General features: G+C 37.5%; 12 protein-coding genes. 8 read left to right on the forward strand and 4 right to left on the reverse strand.

The window, feature by feature from the left end:
* Positions 1–95 precede the first annotated feature (95 nt).
* The 6 genes from INQ51_RS18965 to INQ51_RS18990 all read left to right on the forward strand — a co-directional run bounded on the left by INQ51_RS18965 (position 96) and on the right by INQ51_RS18990 (position 11,533).
* Positions 96–3,593 carry a SusC/RagA family TonB-linked outer membrane protein gene (locus INQ51_RS18965; protein WP_233379527.1) on the forward strand — a complete coding sequence of 1,166 codons (3,498 nt, stop codon included), beginning with the start codon at positions 96–98 and terminating at the stop codon, positions 3,591–3,593.
* Positions 3,594–3,614: 21 nt separating this feature from the next.
* The gene (locus INQ51_RS18970) at positions 3,615–5,582 is read left to right on the forward strand and encodes a RagB/SusD family nutrient uptake outer membrane protein (RefSeq protein WP_233379528.1); all 1,968 of its coding nucleotides are present in this window, start codon (positions 3,615–3,617) and stop codon (positions 5,580–5,582) included.
* A 30-nt stretch (positions 5,583–5,612) separates the two neighbouring features.
* A complete protein-coding gene (locus tag INQ51_RS18975) occupies positions 5,613–6,962 on the forward strand; it encodes a DUF4959 domain-containing protein (protein WP_233379529.1) in 1,350 nt (449 codons plus the stop codon).
* 132 nt (positions 6,963–7,094) lie between these two features.
* On the forward strand, positions 7,095–8,567 hold the full coding sequence (locus INQ51_RS18980) for a DUF4998 domain-containing protein (RefSeq protein ID WP_233379530.1): 1,473 nt from the start codon (positions 7,095–7,097) through the stop codon (positions 8,565–8,567).
* Positions 8,568–8,795: 228 nt separating this feature from the next.
* Positions 8,796–9,941, forward strand: a complete 1,146-nt coding sequence (locus INQ51_RS18985) for a hypothetical protein (protein ID WP_233379531.1) — start codon at positions 8,796–8,798, stop codon at positions 9,939–9,941.
* 68 nt (positions 9,942–10,009) lie between these two features.
* On the forward strand, positions 10,010–11,533 hold the full coding sequence (locus tag INQ51_RS18990) for a discoidin domain-containing protein (protein WP_233379532.1): 1,524 nt from the start codon (positions 10,010–10,012) through the stop codon (positions 11,531–11,533).
* Between the two features lie 166 nt (positions 11,534–11,699).
* Here the strand turns inward: INQ51_RS18990 and INQ51_RS18995 are convergent, their stop codons facing one another.
* From INQ51_RS18995 to INQ51_RS19010, 4 genes are all read right to left on the reverse strand, one after another.
* Positions 11,700–12,266, reverse strand: a complete 567-nt coding sequence (locus INQ51_RS18995) for a YdeI/OmpD-associated family protein (RefSeq protein ID WP_233379533.1) — start codon at positions 12,264–12,266, stop codon at positions 11,700–11,702.
* Between the two features lie 11 nt (positions 12,267–12,277).
* The gene (locus INQ51_RS19000) at positions 12,278–12,859 is read right to left on the reverse strand and encodes a DUF2867 domain-containing protein (protein ID WP_233379534.1); all 582 of its coding nucleotides are present in this window, start codon (positions 12,857–12,859) and stop codon (positions 12,278–12,280) included.
* A 246-nt stretch (positions 12,860–13,105) separates the two neighbouring features.
* Positions 13,106–14,353 (reverse strand): hypothetical protein, encoded by a 1,248-nt coding sequence (locus INQ51_RS19005; RefSeq protein WP_233379535.1) that lies wholly within the window; start codon positions 14,351–14,353, stop codon positions 13,106–13,108.
* Between the two features lie 371 nt (positions 14,354–14,724).
* Positions 14,725–17,217, reverse strand: coding sequence for a hypothetical protein (locus tag INQ51_RS19010; RefSeq protein ID WP_233379536.1), 2,493 nt, complete (start codon positions 17,215–17,217; stop codon positions 14,725–14,727).
* A gap of 1,092 nt (positions 17,218–18,309) precedes the next feature.
* Between INQ51_RS19010 and INQ51_RS19015 the strand changes: the two genes are divergently transcribed.
* Positions 18,310–18,936 carry a DUF5063 domain-containing protein gene (locus INQ51_RS19015; RefSeq protein ID WP_233379537.1) on the forward strand — a complete coding sequence of 209 codons (627 nt, stop codon included), beginning with the start codon at positions 18,310–18,312 and terminating at the stop codon, positions 18,934–18,936.
* Positions 18,929–19,501, forward strand: coding sequence for a 3'-5' exonuclease (locus INQ51_RS19020; RefSeq protein ID WP_233379538.1), 573 nt, complete (start codon positions 18,929–18,931; stop codon positions 19,499–19,501). Before INQ51_RS19015 ends, INQ51_RS19020 begins: the two co-directional genes overlap by 8 nt.
* The last annotated feature ends 2 nt before the right edge of the window (positions 19,502–19,503 follow it).

Raw genomic sequence — 19,503 nt, forward strand, 5'->3', positions numbered from 1 at the left:
CATCCGGTAATGGATGAAAAAATAAGCGATAGATACTCCTAATATCTACCGCTTAAAGTGTTTAAAATTAGTATTTAAAAACTCAAGCCAAAATTATGAAAAAAAAACGTATTGTTTTGCCTTTGTGGCAAGGCAATGATTTAGTATTGCGTATGAAGTTATTAAGCTTATTTCTGTTTGTGTTCATAATACAAGCGAATGCCAGTACTTATTCTCAAACAACAAAGCTTACTGTAAAAGTTAACAATGCTAGCATTGAAGAGGTGTTTGAACTGTTCAAGGGGCAAAGTGACTTTTCTTTTATTTTCCGTGCAGACCTTTTTGAAAATGAAAAAAGAATTGATGTAGATATGAAGAATATCCGCATTGAAAAGTTTCTTGAAGAGTACATCGTGCCGATTGGGTATGAGTATGAAATTATCAACCAAACGGTAGTAATAAAAAAGGCACCTGAACAAGTTAGCGAGAAAGCACAGAAACCCAAAGGGAAAACAGTAACAGGTAAGGTTTCCGATGAAAGTGGTGCATTTCTTCCTGGAGTTACGATTACTGTGCTTGGTTCAACAAAAGGAGTTATCACTGACGCCGATGGTGAATTTGAGATAAATGGAATAGAACCAACAGACAAATTGGTCTTTTCTTTTATCGGCATGGAATCACAGGTAGTTGATGTTGGTAATGAGACCTTGTTTGAAATTACGATGAAAGAAAAAATTGACGAACTGGATGAGGTCACAATTGTGGCTTTTGGAAAACAAAAGAAAGAAAGCGTTATTTCATCTATAACTACAGTGGATGTGGATAACCTTAAGTCAATTCCAACAAGTAACATTACCACAGCTTTATCCGGACAGATGACCGGGCTTATTTCTTATCAGAGTACAGGTGCTCCCGGAGATGATAATGCTCAGTTCTTTATACGTAATGCAGCATCATTTGGTAATAATGTCCAATCTCCATTAATTCTGATAGATAATGTGGAAGTTGATGTACGTTCATTATCTCGTTTAAGCCCTGATGATATTCAAAGTTTCTCAATCCTTAAAGATGCTGCGGCAACTGCCTTATATGGTGCACGTGGGGGAAACGGTGTTGTACTCATAACAACCAAGGAAGGAAAAGAAGGAGAAGCAGTCATCGACATAAGGGCCGAAACTTCTCTTTCCATGCCTACAACTCGTGTTGATATTGCCGATCCTATCTCATATATGCAATATTTCAATGAAGCAATTTTAACACGTAATCCTACAGCTTCTCCCCGCTATTCACTGGATAAAATTGAAAAAACACAGAATCCAAACCGGAACCCATATGTTTATCCTGCCACAAATTGGTTAGACGAACTTACCAAAGATTATGCAATTAACACTCGAATGAATATGAGTATAAACGGTGGTGGAAAAGTTGCATCGTATTATGTTGCTGGTTCTTATTCGCAGGATAATGGTATTCTGAATGTGGATAACATTAACAAGTGGAACACAAATATTGATTTTAAGAAGTACACTTTACGTTCTAATGTAAATATCAATGTAACCGAAAAAACGAAGCTGAACGTTCGTTTAAGTGGTTCTTTCGACGATTATCAGGGACCAATTGGAGAATTGGGAAACAATGGTAGAAATACCTACTATCAGGCACTAAATGCAGACCCTGTTCTTTTCCCGGCAGTATACAAGGCAGATAAAGAGTTCGCATATGCTCCGTACTTATTATTTGGTAATTATGACAACGGGCAGTATATAAATCCATATGCCAGATTAATGAGCGGGTATGAAGACAATAAAGCAAGTACCTTGTCAGCACAGCTGGAACTTCATCAGGACTTGGATTTTATTACTAAGGGGTTGCAACTCAGATTTATAGGGAACGTTTCGAGGTTCGGTAGTTTTAGTCTAAGAAGATCATACAATCCATACTATTTTACAATACTACCTGGAGATTACGATCCTTACGAAGACTCATTAACTCCTGAACCTGATGGTTATATCCTTTACCCCATTAATCCCGAAACAGGAAGCAGATTTATTGAGTATGACGGGGGTGATCAGGATGTAAACTCATCTTTATATAGTGAATTGTCGGTTATTTATAATAGTACGTTTAATGAAAAACATGATGTCGGAGGTTTGCTGGTAGGAACCGTACGGGATTATCTTGAGGGCAGTCCGATTTATATGGGCCTTGAAAATTCTTTACCTAAACGTAATTTAAGTCTTGCCGGCCGGTTTACTTATGCATATAAAGGGAAATATTTTACTGAATTCAACTTTGGATATAATGGTTCTGAGCGATTTGCAAGTGGCGACCGTTTTGGATTCTTCCCTTCGTTTGGAGCAGGCTGGGATGTTTCAAAAGAAGACTTTTATACGAACCTTGGAATTCAGCATATTCTTTCGAAATTGAAAGTCAGAGGAACATACGGCTTAGTGGGTAACGATAACCTCGGAGGCCCCAACCGTTTTTATTATCTCTCGAGTGTTAGTTTAAACGGGGGACATGCAGGATTCTGGGGGAATGACGTAAAGATGGATTTATACAGTAAGCCAACTGTATATATTCGAAATCCCGGAAACCCAGAGATTACCTGGGAAATTACGAATAAAGCGAATCTTGCGCTGGAGATGGGATTCTTTGAAAACAAGCTCTCAATAGTTCCGGAAATATATAGGGAGAGAAGAAAAAATATTCTGCAAAGAAGGTCCAATATTCCGGCGACACTGGGATTACCCTACGAGTTGTACAGTAATGTTCAGGAAAACCTGGCAACAGGTGTTGAGGTCGCCATAGATTACAACGACCGAATTGGAGAAGATATCTGGTTTTTATTACGGGGTAATTTCACTTACGGGACAGCTGAAGTAGTTACTTATGATGAAATTGGAACCGATAAAGCACCCTGGATTTCAAGAATAGGTCATTCTCCTTCTCAACGTTTTGGATTTGTGGCGGAACACTTGTTTATTGACGAATACGAGGTGGCAAACTCGGCCTCACAAGCGGCATTGGGAGGAGAGATTATGGCAGGAGACATTAAATATGTTGATATAAATAAGGATGGTGTTATTAACCAGTTTGACGTTGTGCCAATTGGTTATCCTCAGGTACCTGAAATTCAATATGGCTTCGGCGGATCATTTGGATACAAGAAAATTGATTTCTCTATGTTTTTTCAAGGACAAGCGCATTATTCTTTTTGGTTAAATCCATATGAAATGGCCCCATTTATGCCCACCGGTGGAGGAAACAGGGCATTGTTAGGTTGGATTGCTGAAAATCACTGGTCTGAATCAAACAGGGATTTATATGCACAATGGCCCCGATTATCCAATGTTTACTCAGTTGGTAACCAAAATAATTTTCAATCAAGTACATACTTCATGAAAACAACTTCATACCTACGTTTGAAGCAGTTGGAAATTGGATATACTCTGCCAAAAGCAAAGAGTATGGAAATCAGGGCTTACTTAAGCGGTACAAACCTGTTGACTTTCTCAAAATTCAAACTTTGGGATCCGGAAATGGGAGGAAATGGTCTGGCATACCCGCTTCAAAAGGTATTTAATGTGGGGGTTCAAATTAATTTCAGATAATACAATTAAAACATGAAGAGAATGAGACTTTTAAAAAATATGAAGACAACCATTGCATTATTAATCCTGATAACCTTTGGTTTTGTTTCATGTAATGATTATTTGGATATTTATCCGGGTGATAGTCCTGAGATAAAGGATGCTTTTATGGACCGGAACGAATCGGAAAAATATTTAATGACCTGTTATTCATATATGCCAAGGAATGGTAATTTATATACAAGTTTACCATTGTTGGGATGTGATGAAATATTCTATACAACTGATGATATTCAGTTTACCGCAATGGGAAGTTTTCCCCTTCCTTATCTTTATGGCTATGGTGGTACCAATACTTCAGGCTCTCCATTTATGAATTACTGGGATGGTGGAAACGGTGCAAGCTCGTTGTGGGATGCAATCAGGCATTGTAATGTTTTTCTTGAACACATGCCTCTGGAAGCAGGCGGACCTCCAAATATGGAAGAAATCGAACGTAAGCAGTGGATAGCTGAGGTTAGCGTATTAAAGGCATATTATCACTACTATTTGTTCACCTTGTACGGACCTATCCCAATTGTTGATAAAGCTGTTTCAACGAATGCCGGTATCAACGAGTTTAAAATACACCGGGAATCGATTGATGATGTTGTAAACTATATAACCACCACGATTGATAATGCACTGCCTGATTTAAAGGACCATGCTCATCTAAATCTGGCAACAGAAGCTGGCAGGATAACTAAAACAATAGCTTTGGCAATAAAAGCTCAAACGCTGGTATGGTCTGCAAGTCCGCTTTTTAATGGTAATACCGATTTTAGTGTGGTCGATAACAGGGGGAAACAACTGTTTGCCATCAATTACGATAAAAACAAATGGCAACTGGCAGCTGATGCTCTAGAGGTTGCCCTGGAATCGGCTGAAAGCAATTATTTTAAGTTGCACTATTCCGATGGTAGCGAAATCAAGGGTAAAACACCCAGCCAGGAAACAATTTACCGTCTGGCCGTTAGGGAAGCAGTGGTAACTCATTGGAATGAAGAAATTATTTGGGCAAAATATGAAGACGGAGGTTCTGCCACTTTGCAGACCTTTGCCCAGGCTTTTTATCCGGGGGTGACACCACACGGAAAAGGTGTTGGACAACGGCAAGCTCCTCCCTTGCACATCGTTGAGCAATTCTATTCAGCAAATGGAGTTCCGATAAATGTTGATAATGACTGGATTAACAATGGTTGGTACAACAATAGGTTTACAGCGGTTAGGGTTGCCCCTGAAAATAAAACAGAAGCTGTTGAAGGACAGGTTACTGCCCAGATTAATCTAAACCGTTCACATCGGTTTTATTCCAGCATTTGTTTTGACCGTGGTTATTGGGAAGGCCTTGGTTTTGAAGAAGCTGAATTTAGACATCTTGAAGGTCGGGCATCTGAGGTTAGTGGTGCTATCGGTGTTCGATCCATTGGTATGACAGGATATTACTGTAAGAAAGTTTGTGGGATTAATAATACCTTCTTAAGTCCGGTAACGGGAACAGGCTACCAGGTTACACCTTATGCATTCCCGATTATCCGATTAACAGACTTGAAATTACTTTATGCTGAATGTTTGAATGAAATAGGCGTAGATCATCAGGAAATACTGCCAATCTTAGATGAGGTACGTGCAAGATCCGGTATTCTTCCGGTAAAAGAAGCATGGGATAACCATACTAACTTCACTGACTATGACAACCAGATTGGATTACGCGAAATAATCAGACAAGAACGCCTTAATGAATTAGCTTTTGAAGGAGGGCGTTTCTGGGACACAAGGCGCTGGAGGACTGCATTGATCAATATGAATACTCCCGTTAAGGCATGGAATGTCTGGGGAGAAACAGTTGCTGATTACTATAATTTAGTTATTAAGCAAAGACCTTCATATTCATTTAAAAACTATCTAATGCCACTTAGTGAAACTTCACTGGTTAAAAATCCTAACCTTGTGCAAAATCCGGGTTGGTAATAGTACCATGAAAATTGAAAGATATAAGCAATGAAAAGTATAAAAATAAATACGAAAATATTTTCCAATATCGTGATACTGATATTGGTGACAGTGGTCCTGTTTACTGGCTGTAACGATTATCTGGCTCCGGAACCTTATGTAAAGAACCCGGAAGTGCCACCTGCTTTGCAAAGTACTAATGTTACCAATATAAGTGGTGGCGCTAAAATCGAATTTGAATTACCCAAAGGAGTGGATGATCTGTTATATGTTAAAGCTAGTTATCTAAGAAACGGTAAAACCGTTGAAACAAAAGCTTCAAGGTATGACAATTCATTGTATGTGCAGGGCTTAAGAGACACATCCAAAACAGTGGAAGTTGAGTTAGTAGTCGGTAACAACAGTGGAAAAGAGTCGGCTCCAACCTTTGTGCAGGTAAAGCCCCTGGCTGCTTCTATCGATGTTGCAGTAAAGACAATGCTTGTAGAAGAAACGTTCGGTGGAGTTCGACTTCGGTGGGATAATCCAACACTGGCTGCTACAATTGTAAAGGTATATAGTGTAGGTGTTACCGAATTTGGAGGTGATTCCGTTTTAACAGAGGTTTTCTCCGAAGATACCAAGCTTATACGTCCTGATTATAAAATCCGCGGAGAAATTATTGGCGGCTACGATTCAATTCCAACCCAGTTTGGATTCCAGTTTAAGGATATTTTTGGGAATCAGACCGATACCATATTCTTGATAAAAACTCCTATTTACGAACGGTATCTGCAACCAGTTGCAACAGGTATTTTCCCATTTAAAGGTATAAGCGTGCATAGTGCAACATTGGCCGCTCAGGATCCAACCTTAACGTGGGATGGTCCTAACTGGGGCGACAGGGCATCGTATAAATTGTGGGACGGAAAATGGAACACAAACCCGGATGCCTATTGGGCTGTAGCACACGATGTGAATAACCTTGGTGGTGAAGAAGCATTTAAAAATAAGAAAAGTGCATTTGTTACCATAGATCTTCAACAACCTTCCAAATTGAGTAGATATAAACTTTACGGGCTCAAGAATAAGCAATATGTTTACAATGAATCGGCTCCAAGAAAATGGAGAATTTGGGTGACACCAGATTTGACGGAAGAGGAAGCGAAGAATTGGGGGCCGGATTCAAACTGGGAAGTGGCGCACGATTTTACGGTACCTGCTCCTCTTGACGGGAAAATTGCTCATGATGTAACAGATTCAGATTATAAAACCTGGAATATGGGCTGGGAACATGATCTTTCTATCCAAGTAACATATCCTGTGCGTTTTCTGAGGCTTGAAGTTTATGAAGCATGGACCAGTGCAGTAGGTGGTGGTGCAACAGGAGAATTAGAGGTTTATGGAGCCCCAGAATAATATATTAACAGACTGGTTAATATACTATTGTATTATAAGTACAGGCAAGTTATTCCAACAAAAATAAATGTGTCTATACCTTAAATAATTTAACAGGAAAGTATATAACTCGTTGGATTAAAAATGAAAAAGATGAAAAGAATATTAATATTTATAATAATCATTTCAGCATTTATGGCATGCGAAGATGTCAATGAAATGCATGAAAAGTACTTACGGGAAGGTTCTCCGATTTATGCCGGTAAAATTGATAGCTTGTCTTGTTTCTCAGGATATTACAGGGTGAAGGCTTCGGTATTTCCCTCAATTGACGTGAACAGAAAAGAATTTCGGATTTACTGGAATAATTTCAACGACTCTGTCGTTTTTTCATACGATGCATCGTATTTTAATGCAGATAACGGCAGATATGAGGTAATCGTTGAAGGTTTTGAGTCCCAAAAGATAGAAGGTTACACTACTCTGACTTTTGTAAATTTCGATCAACAGGGAAATAAATCTCGTAAAACAGAATCTACGGTTCTGATTTACGGAGATGATTATGCAACGGGGATACTAAACCAGGGATCAGCTGGATTCGATGGTCAGTTTCTCAACTTTACTCACAGAAACAATGCAGTTGGATTGTTGGCAGAGTACACCACAAACGAAGGCACGCAGAGTACAGTGAAGTTTAACGGAGAGGTAGAAAAATTAAAAATTATTGGGCTTGATCCTGATTTGCCTGATTTTAAAAGTGGTACAAAAGTAAAATTTAAAACTATGTATCATTTGGAGCAAAGCGATATAGACTCAATATATGCAGGTAATTTCAGTGAAACAGATCCCATAGTTTTGCCTGATCCGATAATTGTAGATTCGATTGTCAACAAATACGGGTATGCAGAAGACTTCAATATTCCGGTTAAAGTATACGAAGGGGAAACCTTTGCTTCTGTGTCTGATCAATCCTGGTGTACAATTACAGCAGATAATGAATCAGGAAACATACAGGTTTCCATTGAAGAAAATGTTTCCGGTTCGCGGACAGCAACAATCACTGTTAATGTAGTGGGAAAAACTGGTCCTGATTTTACCAAAGAAATCAAGGTTATTCAGTCGGATGCAACAAAACTGGAAGACACGAAATCTGGTTGGACTAAAGTTTCACTTTCAGATGAAAACTGGGAAGTTGTATCGGGCTGGGGAACAGAAAATCTGTGGAATGGTAGCTTGGCAGAACCGGGATACCACACGAAAGCTGCAGTCCCTACACCGCTTCTTATTAGTGTAAATTTTGGCAAATCTTTATTGATTGATGGTCTTGAGATTGTTCCTCGTCAACGTTACGTGAAAAATCCTGAAGTCTTTGAAGTTTGGGTATCGAATACCGAAAACGAAGTTGGTGTAGACAGGTATTCTGACGAATGGGAAACAAAAGCTGTAGAAGCTGGATGGGCCAAGATAAAAACAGTTGACTGGACAGGCTGGAAAGGAACAGATACCAGGATCGCTTATATTGGGGCAACTGAAAAGTACCAGTACATGAGAATCAGGGTTTTGAAAAACTCGGATTCGGGAAACAATTTGAATCTATTGGAATTGTCAATCATCGGGAAAGAATAAGCTTCCAAATAAGTATTTACAGGAAAAGAGGTTGTCTGCTTCAGGCAGCCTCTTTCATTAAACCTGTTGTTTGTTTTGAGTAAACCATAAGAATACCTAAACGAAAAAGTGGTTTTTATTCTCAATAATCACTCTTCAGTTAATAGAAACATCCGTTTCATCGCTTAAATCGCGCCCTTGAAAATAGAGTGTGAGATAGAACTTTGAAAAGAAAAGCAGGACTATAAAATGACGAAATTAATTCTCTTTATATTTTCACTGATAATAATAAACATTAACTGTATAGCCCAAAATACAAGTGTTTACGTTTCGCCACACCCCGACGACTGGCAATTGTTTTATAATCCCAATATCAGCTACAGCATACTCGACGACAAAGACACAGTCATTATTCTGCACACAACAGCTGGTGATGCCGGTTCTGGCATGGGGAATAACAATTATACACTGGCAAGAGAAGAAGGAAGCTTAAGGGGTATGCGTTTTATAATTAACGTAACCCAAACAAGCAATTTTGAAAATGTTAAAGAGAAATATTTATTGGTTAACAATCACCTGCTGAGGTGCTATTCCTATAAAAATATTATTTCAGTTTTTATGAGATTACCGGACGGAGGTGGAGGCAGAGGCTATGCGGGTACCAATTATGAAAGCCTGATGAGGTTCTATATTAACGAAATACAAACAATATCAGCGATTGATGGAAGCACCAGCTATAGCTCATTGGGTGATTTGAAAGAAACGATTAAACAACTAATTCTGCTAAAATCAAAAAAGGCTGAAAAAATAACGATAAACGTACCTGACACGGATGTTTCAATAAATCCGGGTGATCATAATGACCATCGTCACACTTCGTTAATACTTCAGGAAGTAGCCGATGATATTGAAAATGCTGAAGTGCGGCTATACCAGATGTACATAACCAGGCAAAGACCTGCCAATTTGGATGGCAACGATTACCAAATTACAGTCGGAACATGGGGCGCAACCACATCAGGTCTTGCAGATATGTTTCATAACAGCACATGGGATAATACCCATAATTCATGGGTTGATAAACAATATTTCCGGTTAAAAACTCAAACTAAATCAGACATTATTGACTCCGAAGAGACAAAACCTTCAATTAGCTTTGAGAAAAAGACAGTCCAAAAGGGGCAGGATTTAGTTCTGTCGTTAGAAAAAGTAACCCAGGATATTGAGCTGACGATATTTGGATTAGACGGACAAACCATTTATAACAATTCATTTGATAGCTGTTCTCAGGAAACAGTGCTTGAAATACCCACAGAAAAATTTCCTGTTGGTTATAATTCACTTATTGTCTTTGCCAGCAGCAGATATTATACATACGATTTTAATATTGAATAATGTCATTACTTTCAAAAACGTTAAAATACGATAGATGCATTTTTATACTTATAATCTCATGTGCAACGATGAGAGCTTATGCGCAAGATGTAAGTGTATTTGTATGTGCTCATCCGTACGATTGGCAGCTATTTATGAATCCCAACGCCTATCAAAGTTTGAAACAGAACGGAGAGAAAACTATTTTCATCCATTTAACTTCGGGAGACGAAGGAAACGGGATCAGCAATAACTTGTATCTGGCAAAGGAAGAAGGCAGTAAGAGAGGCGTCAGACATATGTCGAACACCTTTGCATCCGGCAGCGGAATTGGCGCCAATATGGATTCTAAAATCATAAAAATCAACAATCACAACATAAACTGCAGTTCTTACCGAAACGGAACGATGTTTTTTTTACGGCTTCCCGATGCAAAACATGATGGAGAAGGATATCCGGTACACAGTAACAGTTCGATACAAAAGCTGTATAAATCGGAAATAGACAGCATTGAAGCCATTGACAAAAGCAGCACCTATACATCTGTTGAAGATTTAAAAGCAACCTTAAAGGAAATGATCGGAACCGTTGCAAATAGCGACGACCTGATAAATTTTCATATGATTGATGATAGTCTGGAGATTAATCCAGGTATTCATTCAGACAGATTATATACATCAAAAATATTTTTCGAAATTGCCCGCGAATCTGATTTTTATACCCTGTATATGTATAAATCGCAATCAAGTGCCGTAGAAGGCAAAAATGTTTCCGGAAATAATTTATTAAATAATTTTGGTGCCTGGAGTGCAACCTGTTCAGGAGTGACCGACTTATTATTCAGAAGCGGATGGGGAGCACAAAACAATCTCTTACTCGAAAGACAATACTACCGGTACCTGAATCCATTTAATGTTGAAAACGAAAACATTGCTTTAAACAAGCCAAGCTCCTCGTCCAGTTTCGAATCGAACAATGAGAGCTTCATGGCAGTGGACGGTAGTCTGGAAACCTGGTGGGGGGCAAATCCGCACGGTGAATGGTGGATGGTTGACCTGGAATCGGAGTATAGCATCTCACGGATAAATGTGGTAAACTATTTTCATGGCCAACGAATTTACCGATTCAACATTGAGTCTTCAGTAGATAATGAAGACTGGACAAAAGTTGTTGATTATGATGCAAACAATACTTATGCTACATCAGAAGGAAAAAACTTTAGATTTAAGGATCTGCGCAGCAGGTACCTGAAAGTGAATATGACATATAACTCGGCCAACATTGGTGTTCATATTACTGAATTTAGGGCTTATGGCTCATTAATTACCGGAGTAGACGAGATGAAAACCGGCCCTGGAAAAAACATCAGACTTTATCCTAATCCTGTTCGGTTGGGAAATAGTATTAAACTGGAGGTCGATTCCGAAAGGCCAAAATTGGTTACGGTTAAGGTTTTGGATTCTTGCGGAAGCAAAGTGTCGCAATATACCAAAAGCCTGAATACGGGTATTAATACACTTGAAATCTTAACCGGAAATTTTAACGGCGGAATCTATTTTGTTCACATTTTACAAGGGAATGAGATGACAACCGAAAAAGTCATCATTCATTAGTAAAAGTTAGATTGAATCAGTGAGTCATTTTTATTCTTATAAGTTTCTTAATTCCATGAGGTTGTCTGCTTACGTGCAACGGTCACTTGCATGTGGTAGGGCGGTATCGGGCGCCCGAGACACGACTTCACAATGCAATTTTCAAAAAGTTGGTAGCAGTTGTTTTTTAATAGTATTTTTCAACTCCGCCAAATCCTTTTATCATCTTGTTCTCTTTGGTTTTGGCTATGAAATTGTTCAGGCGTTTTTCAAATTCTTCAGGCCTTTTCCGTGCTCTGTCAATGTATGCAATCCTGATCCGTTTATAAGGTTCTGAAAAGTTTTGGTAGTTTTCCCAAACAGCTTTCTCTGATTTTAACCGGGCTATTATGTCTTCGGGAAAAATGAATTCTTGTTGAATTATTTTTACAACCTCGTTTCGAATTGAGTTGTGAATCAAGCCGTTTTCAAAGAGCCATTTTAAGCGTTCAATGTTTGGTTGCGAGATCGACGAGTTTTTTCTTCGTTTACAGAACCTTTGAATCGTGGTCTCTTTGTTTAGTGATTTAACAGTGCTGTCGATCCACCCAAAACACAAAGCTTCTTCAACGGCGTCGTTGTAAAGGATTCGCTTTCGGCCGGTCTGCTTTAACGGATATTCCAACCAAATATCATCCTCGGTCTCAAAGTTCGTTTCGAGCCATTTTCTCCAATCTTTTCTGTCAACAAAATATTTCGTTGTCACTTCACTCATTTTTTTTGATTTCAACGGTGGTTCGTTGTTTGCATGTTTTCATTGGTTTCATTTTCCAACTTTCTGATAATTTCTTGTAATGTCCCTTTTACTATAAGCTGATGAATGGGCTTAACGGGTAAAAAGTAAATTCTCCCAAAGATATTTTTGTATTCAACCGCCGTTGTTATCATTATCTTCTTTTTGCCGTCAAGTAATAATGAAACTCTGAAGTTAAGGTGTTTGTCGTCATCGCCTAACACAAGTTCATTCCCGGTTTTTGCGTACAGTTTAAAAATGCCGAGTTGTTCTCCCTCCTGAAACTTTAAATTATCAGGATTCTTGGCTTCAGCAGTCAGTTGTGCTGTGGTTTTCAATCCAAACACGCCAACTGCTTTGTCTCTAATCGACATTAAACGGTCAGCCCACCCGGGACCACTGGTTAAAAATAATTTTCCGATACTAATTACATTTTTTTCTGGTCCGATAGTTAATTGCTGACTTTGAAAGCTATCAACATAATGGAATGATTTCTCGTCATTCTTCAGAATTGAATCGTCGGGAATTTTGTTTTGTTTCTCTATCATTTGCTTTTTATGGGTTTGTTTTTGCAAGCACTGCGAATGTTAAATTGCATGAGTAGTGACAGATTACGGGCTTCTTTCCTTTCGAACCGTTACGCCATTTTAGCGGATTATAGACGTTGATATTTTTTACATCGCTGTGCCATTATTTTTAAAAAATGTTATCGGTTGGATTTTCAAGATTTATACCTTTTCATACAAATCCACCAGAATTATTTATAACTTTTATAAAAGAGCTACATAAAGATTTATTCATAATAAATAAAGTGTTTATTCTTATTTTGATTGATCAATCCCTATAAGATTTAACGGCAAATTTTCTGGATTAAGGAAATTCTGGGGTAAAGGACCAATTGGTAGATTAGGGAATATTAATGATGGACTTCTTGGGAATTTAATTGGAACAGTCCCGCACCCTGTTGGATCCTCATTTTTTCCTTCAGCTGCTTCAGATAAAATTGCCATTAGCATCAAATGTATTCTTTCTTGTTCTAAATCTTCCAGTGTTTTCCCTTTATTGCGTTCCCATATTACTTTTTTAAATAAATTATTTGCTAAGATTCGAGCTCGTACTTGTTCTGGATCTGCCGCTGAACCTGGAATATATGAACCTGTTCTGCTCTCTTCTTCTTTTATTCTTTCTTTCTCCTGCTCTTTTTCTTCTTGTTTCTCACGCTCTCGTTTTTCCTTTTCGGCTTCTTCACGTTCCACTTTTTCATTTTTTTCTCGTTCAATTTCAACGTGTTTTTTATAAGAAGGTGATGTTGGATAATCAACGCCTAGCCATTGTTCATGTCCTGGTCTAGTAATTCCAGTAGTCGGAACAGCAAAGGACTCTTGTGCATGAGCCTTAAGAATCTCTATATCTTTTAGAAGAGCACTAGATTCCGAATCTAAACGTACTGGCCCATACTTTGTTCCTCTATCGCCATCAATAATATAGGCTCTTCTATATCTGTCTCTAAACGGAAGTTGCGCCACACCTAAACTTACCTGATGCGAAGAATCAAAGTTCTTAATTTCATTCTCCCCAAATAATCCTTCACTTCTCTTTCCCAAAATGTGAGAAAGAACTTCATCTGCCAAAAAGGCATCAAGACGGTCATTTGACTTTGGATTTATTGATTTTAAATCGCCAGACTGAACAAACCAACCAATAGCACTTTCGTTATCTTTAATATTGTCTATTGCATCTTTAATACGATCATCTGTTACATTTTTCAAAACAACTGTTTCTGGTAATTTTAAAAATTCAATTAATTCTTCAATATTAATGTCATTATTATCAAACTTGAGATTATCAGCTAGCTTAGCTATATATTTTTTAATGTTAAAAGCAGAAATCAAATCAGTTATATTATCAGGTGTTAAATCCGTTGCAACAGAACTTTCAATTTTTTTTGCAGTTTCTTTAATTTTCCTATTTAACTCATTTACATCTTCCTTTACAGGAACCATAATTACTTTTTTAGACATATTTTCTCCTATTTTTTGATTTTCATTTATGTGTAATATTTTCTTCAATGTGAATTAGATTGAGGTATCATTACATCTTACAAATCATTCCTTTTTAAAGTCTAAGAAGTTACATAATATTGTTTGAATAAAGAGTTTTCTGACACAAATCACATGTAGTCGATTTTCTGTTAATTACTTAAAATTACTTCATTCAATTTATTGTGTTAATCTTACCGTTAACGGCAGTCTATCTAAAAAGTAAAATTAAGTCGTTGAGATTTCACTATCCGAATAATACCCTCATATAAAAAGGTTTTTAGACACTCTGACAGAAAATTGTAAGTGGCGTAGCCGATTGCGGACTACATTACTGTCAAACCGAGATAAAGCTGATGCGGGTTACATAGCCAGAATAGTGACTCCAACGGCTATGACATTTATAAAATGTTATGCTGCGTTTTTATTTTTTTCTCATAGTCTTTAATTATTGCAACAAGGTCGTCTTTCAATGTATTATTTGATTTACCCTGTATGGCTTGTATTATTTCATTTTTGACTATATCCACTACTTGAATAAAATAATCTTCATTAAGCAACATTTTTCGGTACATGTCTATACTATAATTCGATGTCGAATCATGAAGAAACGTATTGATATTATCAAGAACGTCTTCAAATGATTTGGATATCTTATTTGTTATTTCTTCTTCTGGTAATTTGACTTCGTAGCTAAACTCTTTCTCATTAAATATTGTCGAGGTTAATTCGATGTATTTTTTTCGTTGTTTTTTTGATATGTCCTTGATATCAAGAAACCTAATCATGTTATCATAAATGGTTCTTGTTTTTTCTTTCATTCCAATTCCATCAATGATAGATAAATACTCGCTAGTGATTGTTTTTGGTTCAATTTTAAAGTCAATAAGCGACATATGATTAAGAAACTTTGATGGATTAAACAAGTGCCATGAAATGGCTTCTCTACGTTTAAACTTGGATTTAAAAGCCTTTCTAAAGTAAGTAAATGTCCTATCCCAAGTTAAAAAGAATGGTTCCGATTGATGTTCCTCTTGGTTTGACAAGTGACAAACCATTAATGCATCGTTTGCAAGAATGTGGTATGATTTTGGCGACAAAGAATTATCTCTTATCGTTTCTTCAAGAATTGTTACAGCAGCATCTCTATTCTCATAATAAGGCAAAGTGACTACATCAATTTGTAAGGCGTCATTTAATATGTCAGCAATACTAGAAGAAATAATCTTATCACTTTCAGAATGAAGAGCATCATCTTCATTTATGTATAACCAGTTTTCTAGAAAAGCACCAAACGAATCATCGTCTTCTTCTAAAAGTGAGTTTTCCTTTAAATGCTTGTAGAATAAAAAGAAAACATTGTTTGATAGATGACTTGTTGCCATATCTTCAAATGGAACTAATAAAATTGCCAACTTTAATTGATATGCAACTTCAGACAAGTATAATCTTGAAAATTTGAGTTCAATATTTGGATGCTCTTTTGAGTATTCAAGTAATTCGTCAATTATCTGGTAATAACCATTTTCATAACTAGCTTTATTGACATACCCAGTACAAAGAGCATGAAGAACAAGTTGAGTATCAATATATACTATTCTTTTTTGCTGTCGAATATAGTTTTGGAAATATTCGGGATTAGTTAATTTACCTAGAACTTTACTTGCACTTACTCGAATAACAAAATCACTTTGCTCACATAGTTTAAACAAATCCTTTAGTAAAGAAATTGCCTTTTCTTCATTTGATAATATTTCTTTTAGATAGGTAAGGAATTCATCTAGTATTACATTTTCTGTTTTGTCAATCTCCGACTCATATACTTCTTTAATATCAATGTTGAAGTTATTCACGAAGAAATCTGTAAGCAATTCCAATATAGAATCAAAATGTTCTTCAATTTCATAATTATCAATAATATCTTTGAAGTACAATAGGAAAAGCTCCTTATTTTCATTAAAATCAGCTTGAACAATTGAAAGTCTTTCACTTTCCTTAACTGATAGCTTAATTGAATTATTTGTACTATCTGCAAATTCAACTTTGCCTTTTTGCCTCAAGTTTTCAACCTTTCGCTTATAAAAATTACAACTAAGTATTTTCCCGAAATAACTATCAGATTCTTCCTTTAGTTTATCAATTAAGGTAACGCCATTTGCAATTAAGTAGTGTAAAATAAACGCATCTAACACTTGGCTTTTTATTTCTGTAGTTGAATTACCAAAGCTAATAAAGTCAAATAACATTTTGTTTTCTTGACCATTTAAAACCTCATTAGAAATCTTTGAGTTTATTTGCGGAACTGGTAAGTTTTCAATCTGTGTAGAGAACTTGTGTACAACAAATAGATAAACTACCATTAAGTCATTTAAATAAGTTAATATTTGCAAGTCACTTAAGTCTGGCGACACATGAACTTTATTTCTGATTAAATAAGAACTACAAATCTCATACAAGTAATCACGCTGATTTCGAAAGGAATCAAGGTTCTCAATTGATAAGTTAGGATAATCATTTCTATTTACCTGAGCTGTTAAGGCAGAGTTTATGCCTAAATCTTTAAGTATGGGAATCAACGTTTTATTTTCAACTTCTTGAACCGTTTTGCCCAAGCCAACAATTGATGCTTTTTTTAAAAATGGTTCCAAGGAGTCTGCAATTACTCGCAATGCTCCATGGTCTGAAAAATTTGAAACATAGCTTGTTTGCAATGCGGGGAATAATTGTTTTGCAAGTCCATTAAGGTTTATATTTCCCACATTATGAAGAACTAATTTCTTGAAAAGTTCTATACTTTTATCAATTTGTTCTTCAGTCAGCTGTGGGATTCCATTCGTAAATGATTGAAATGAATTACTCTTGATCTTTGATTTTATTTGTTCCCAATTAAACATAGTTGAATTAAGTTACTGGTATGTACTTTTGTTTTTTGTGAATATACTATTTAAAATTTGTTCAATAGAAGTTTATTGCAGCGTATTAGTTTTAAATGCAGCATAACGTATCTGTATATCACACTGTGCTATACATTTTATTAGTTGCTATTGTTTTAAGTTGTTGATATCTTTGGCTTTGCTCCAATAAAGCCAGTCGTATTTGTGTTTTGTATTGGCAAGCGGAATTTTCAATGTATTGGGTAATGATTGTTTTTCGTGCTCTAAAATAAACATAAAGACTATTGGTAGTACAGCGGCCGATATGTTATAGAGTAGTTTTCAGTTTAGGGGTACTTCGGAAGTGGGGAGGGGTACTTCAGAGGCCTCCGTTTGGGCCTCCGAGCCTCAACGTTGAGCCTCGGAGAAACTAATTTTAGCCTTTTTTGTTAAAAACCGGGGCAAAAAGGCTCAAGCGCGGGCCTCAATTGTTAAAAATTTGAGCAAAAAGGTTCAAGCTTGAGGCTCAATTGTTAAAATTCGAGGCAAAAAGGCTCTCGTTTGAGGCTCTGAGGTTCAAATTAGTTCTTCCGAGGCTGAATTTAGTTTCTCTGAAGCCCAAAGTAATACTTCGGAGGGGTGATGTTGGGGCTCTGAGGGCAAAATAGCCATTTAACCGTTTAGCAATGACTGGTAGCTAGTTCAGTGTTCAGAGTTCAGAGTTCAGAGTTCAGAGTGGCTGTGTTGCCGTGATGCCGTGTTGCTGTGATGCTTCTTCTGTATTTTGCTTGCAGCTCGTGGCTCGTAGCTCACGATTCAAAAAGCTTATTTTGCAATTTTGACAGTTTCAACTACAATGCTTAAATGCGGGAATAAGCTACAAGCTATTAGCTACAAGCCGCAAGTCATTAGCCACGAGCTACGAGTAACAGGTCATTGAATATTGGTGGTCGAAAATTCAATCTCATCAATCCCTCAGTCCTTCAACCCTTCAGTCCATCTGTCCTTCAATCCCTGCGCACTGCTCTTTGCCTCAAAATCAATCCGTCAGCCAATCAAGCTCTTCGTATTAAAAATCTTTACTACTTTTGCAGCAGTTTTTAAAAGGGAAAAATGAGCGATTCTGGCATCCATCCGTTAGTGTATTCAAAAAATGTGGTGGAATTTGTAACCGTAGCCAACGAATATTGTGCTACCATCGAAAACGTGGCGCGCCACACTCCTCAGGAAAATGTAAGTAAACTGCAGAAAATTCTGCCTTTGCTGTACCTGAAAGCCGCGGTGCTTCCGGAGGTGGAACCGGTGATGGACGAGGAGCTGGAAAAATTTGTTTCAGAACTTGATTACAATACAGTGCACCAGAAATGGTTGCAGCTGCTACACCGAAACGATAGTTATTACGAGGTTTTTGATCCGAATATTCAGTTTGGCGAAGAAACCGTAACCGCCAGTATATCCGAAAACCTGGTGGATATTTACCAGGACCTGAAAGATTTTATCACTTCGTACAGCATTGGCAACGAAGAGGTAATGAACGACAGCCTGGCCGAATGTATTTTTCATTTTAAGGAATTCTGGGGACAGCAACTGGTGAATGTACTTCGTGCCGTTCACATGCTGTTGGTCAACAACACCGATTTTTCGGAAGAAGAAAACGATGAACCTGCTCCGGGAAAGGGAAACCCAAAGTGGCTCGATAATTTCTGGGGCACCAACGAAGAAGATGATTTAGATGTTTAAAGAGAGTATTAGCAACGAAGAACTGACCGAAATGCCATTGAAATGGTTCGAAGGCAGGATTGTGTTGGTCGATACAGACCGCAAGTTGCAACAGGCAGTAGAAGAACTGGCAAAGCACCGGATTATTGGTTTTGATACCGAAACCAAGCCTTCGTTTAAAAAAGGCGTGGGCAATAAAGTGGCTTTGTTGCAGCTTTCTACCAGAACAACGGCTTACCTGATCCGCATTAACCGCGTGGGCTTGTCCGACGAATTGCGTTCGATCTTATCGGACAAAAACATTATTAAACCCGGGGTGGCCATACGCGACGATATCAAAGGTTTGCAGGATATTACCGCCTTTGAACCAGCCGGTTTTGTTGAACTGCAGGAGCAGGCCAAAGGTATGGGTATCCAGAATTTCAGCCTGAAAAAACTGACCGCCATTGCCTGTGGCTTTCGTATATCAAAAGGGCAGCAGCTTTCAAACTGGGAAGCGCCCGAGCTGACAGAAGCGCAGCAAATTTATGCAGCTACCGATGCCTGGGCAGCATTGGTGATTTTCGAAAATTTCTCAAACAATTAATC

The organism is Maribellus sp. CM-23, from assembly GCF_021354595.1.
Classification (GTDB): Bacteria; Bacteroidota; Bacteroidia; order Bacteroidales; family Prolixibacteraceae; genus Draconibacterium.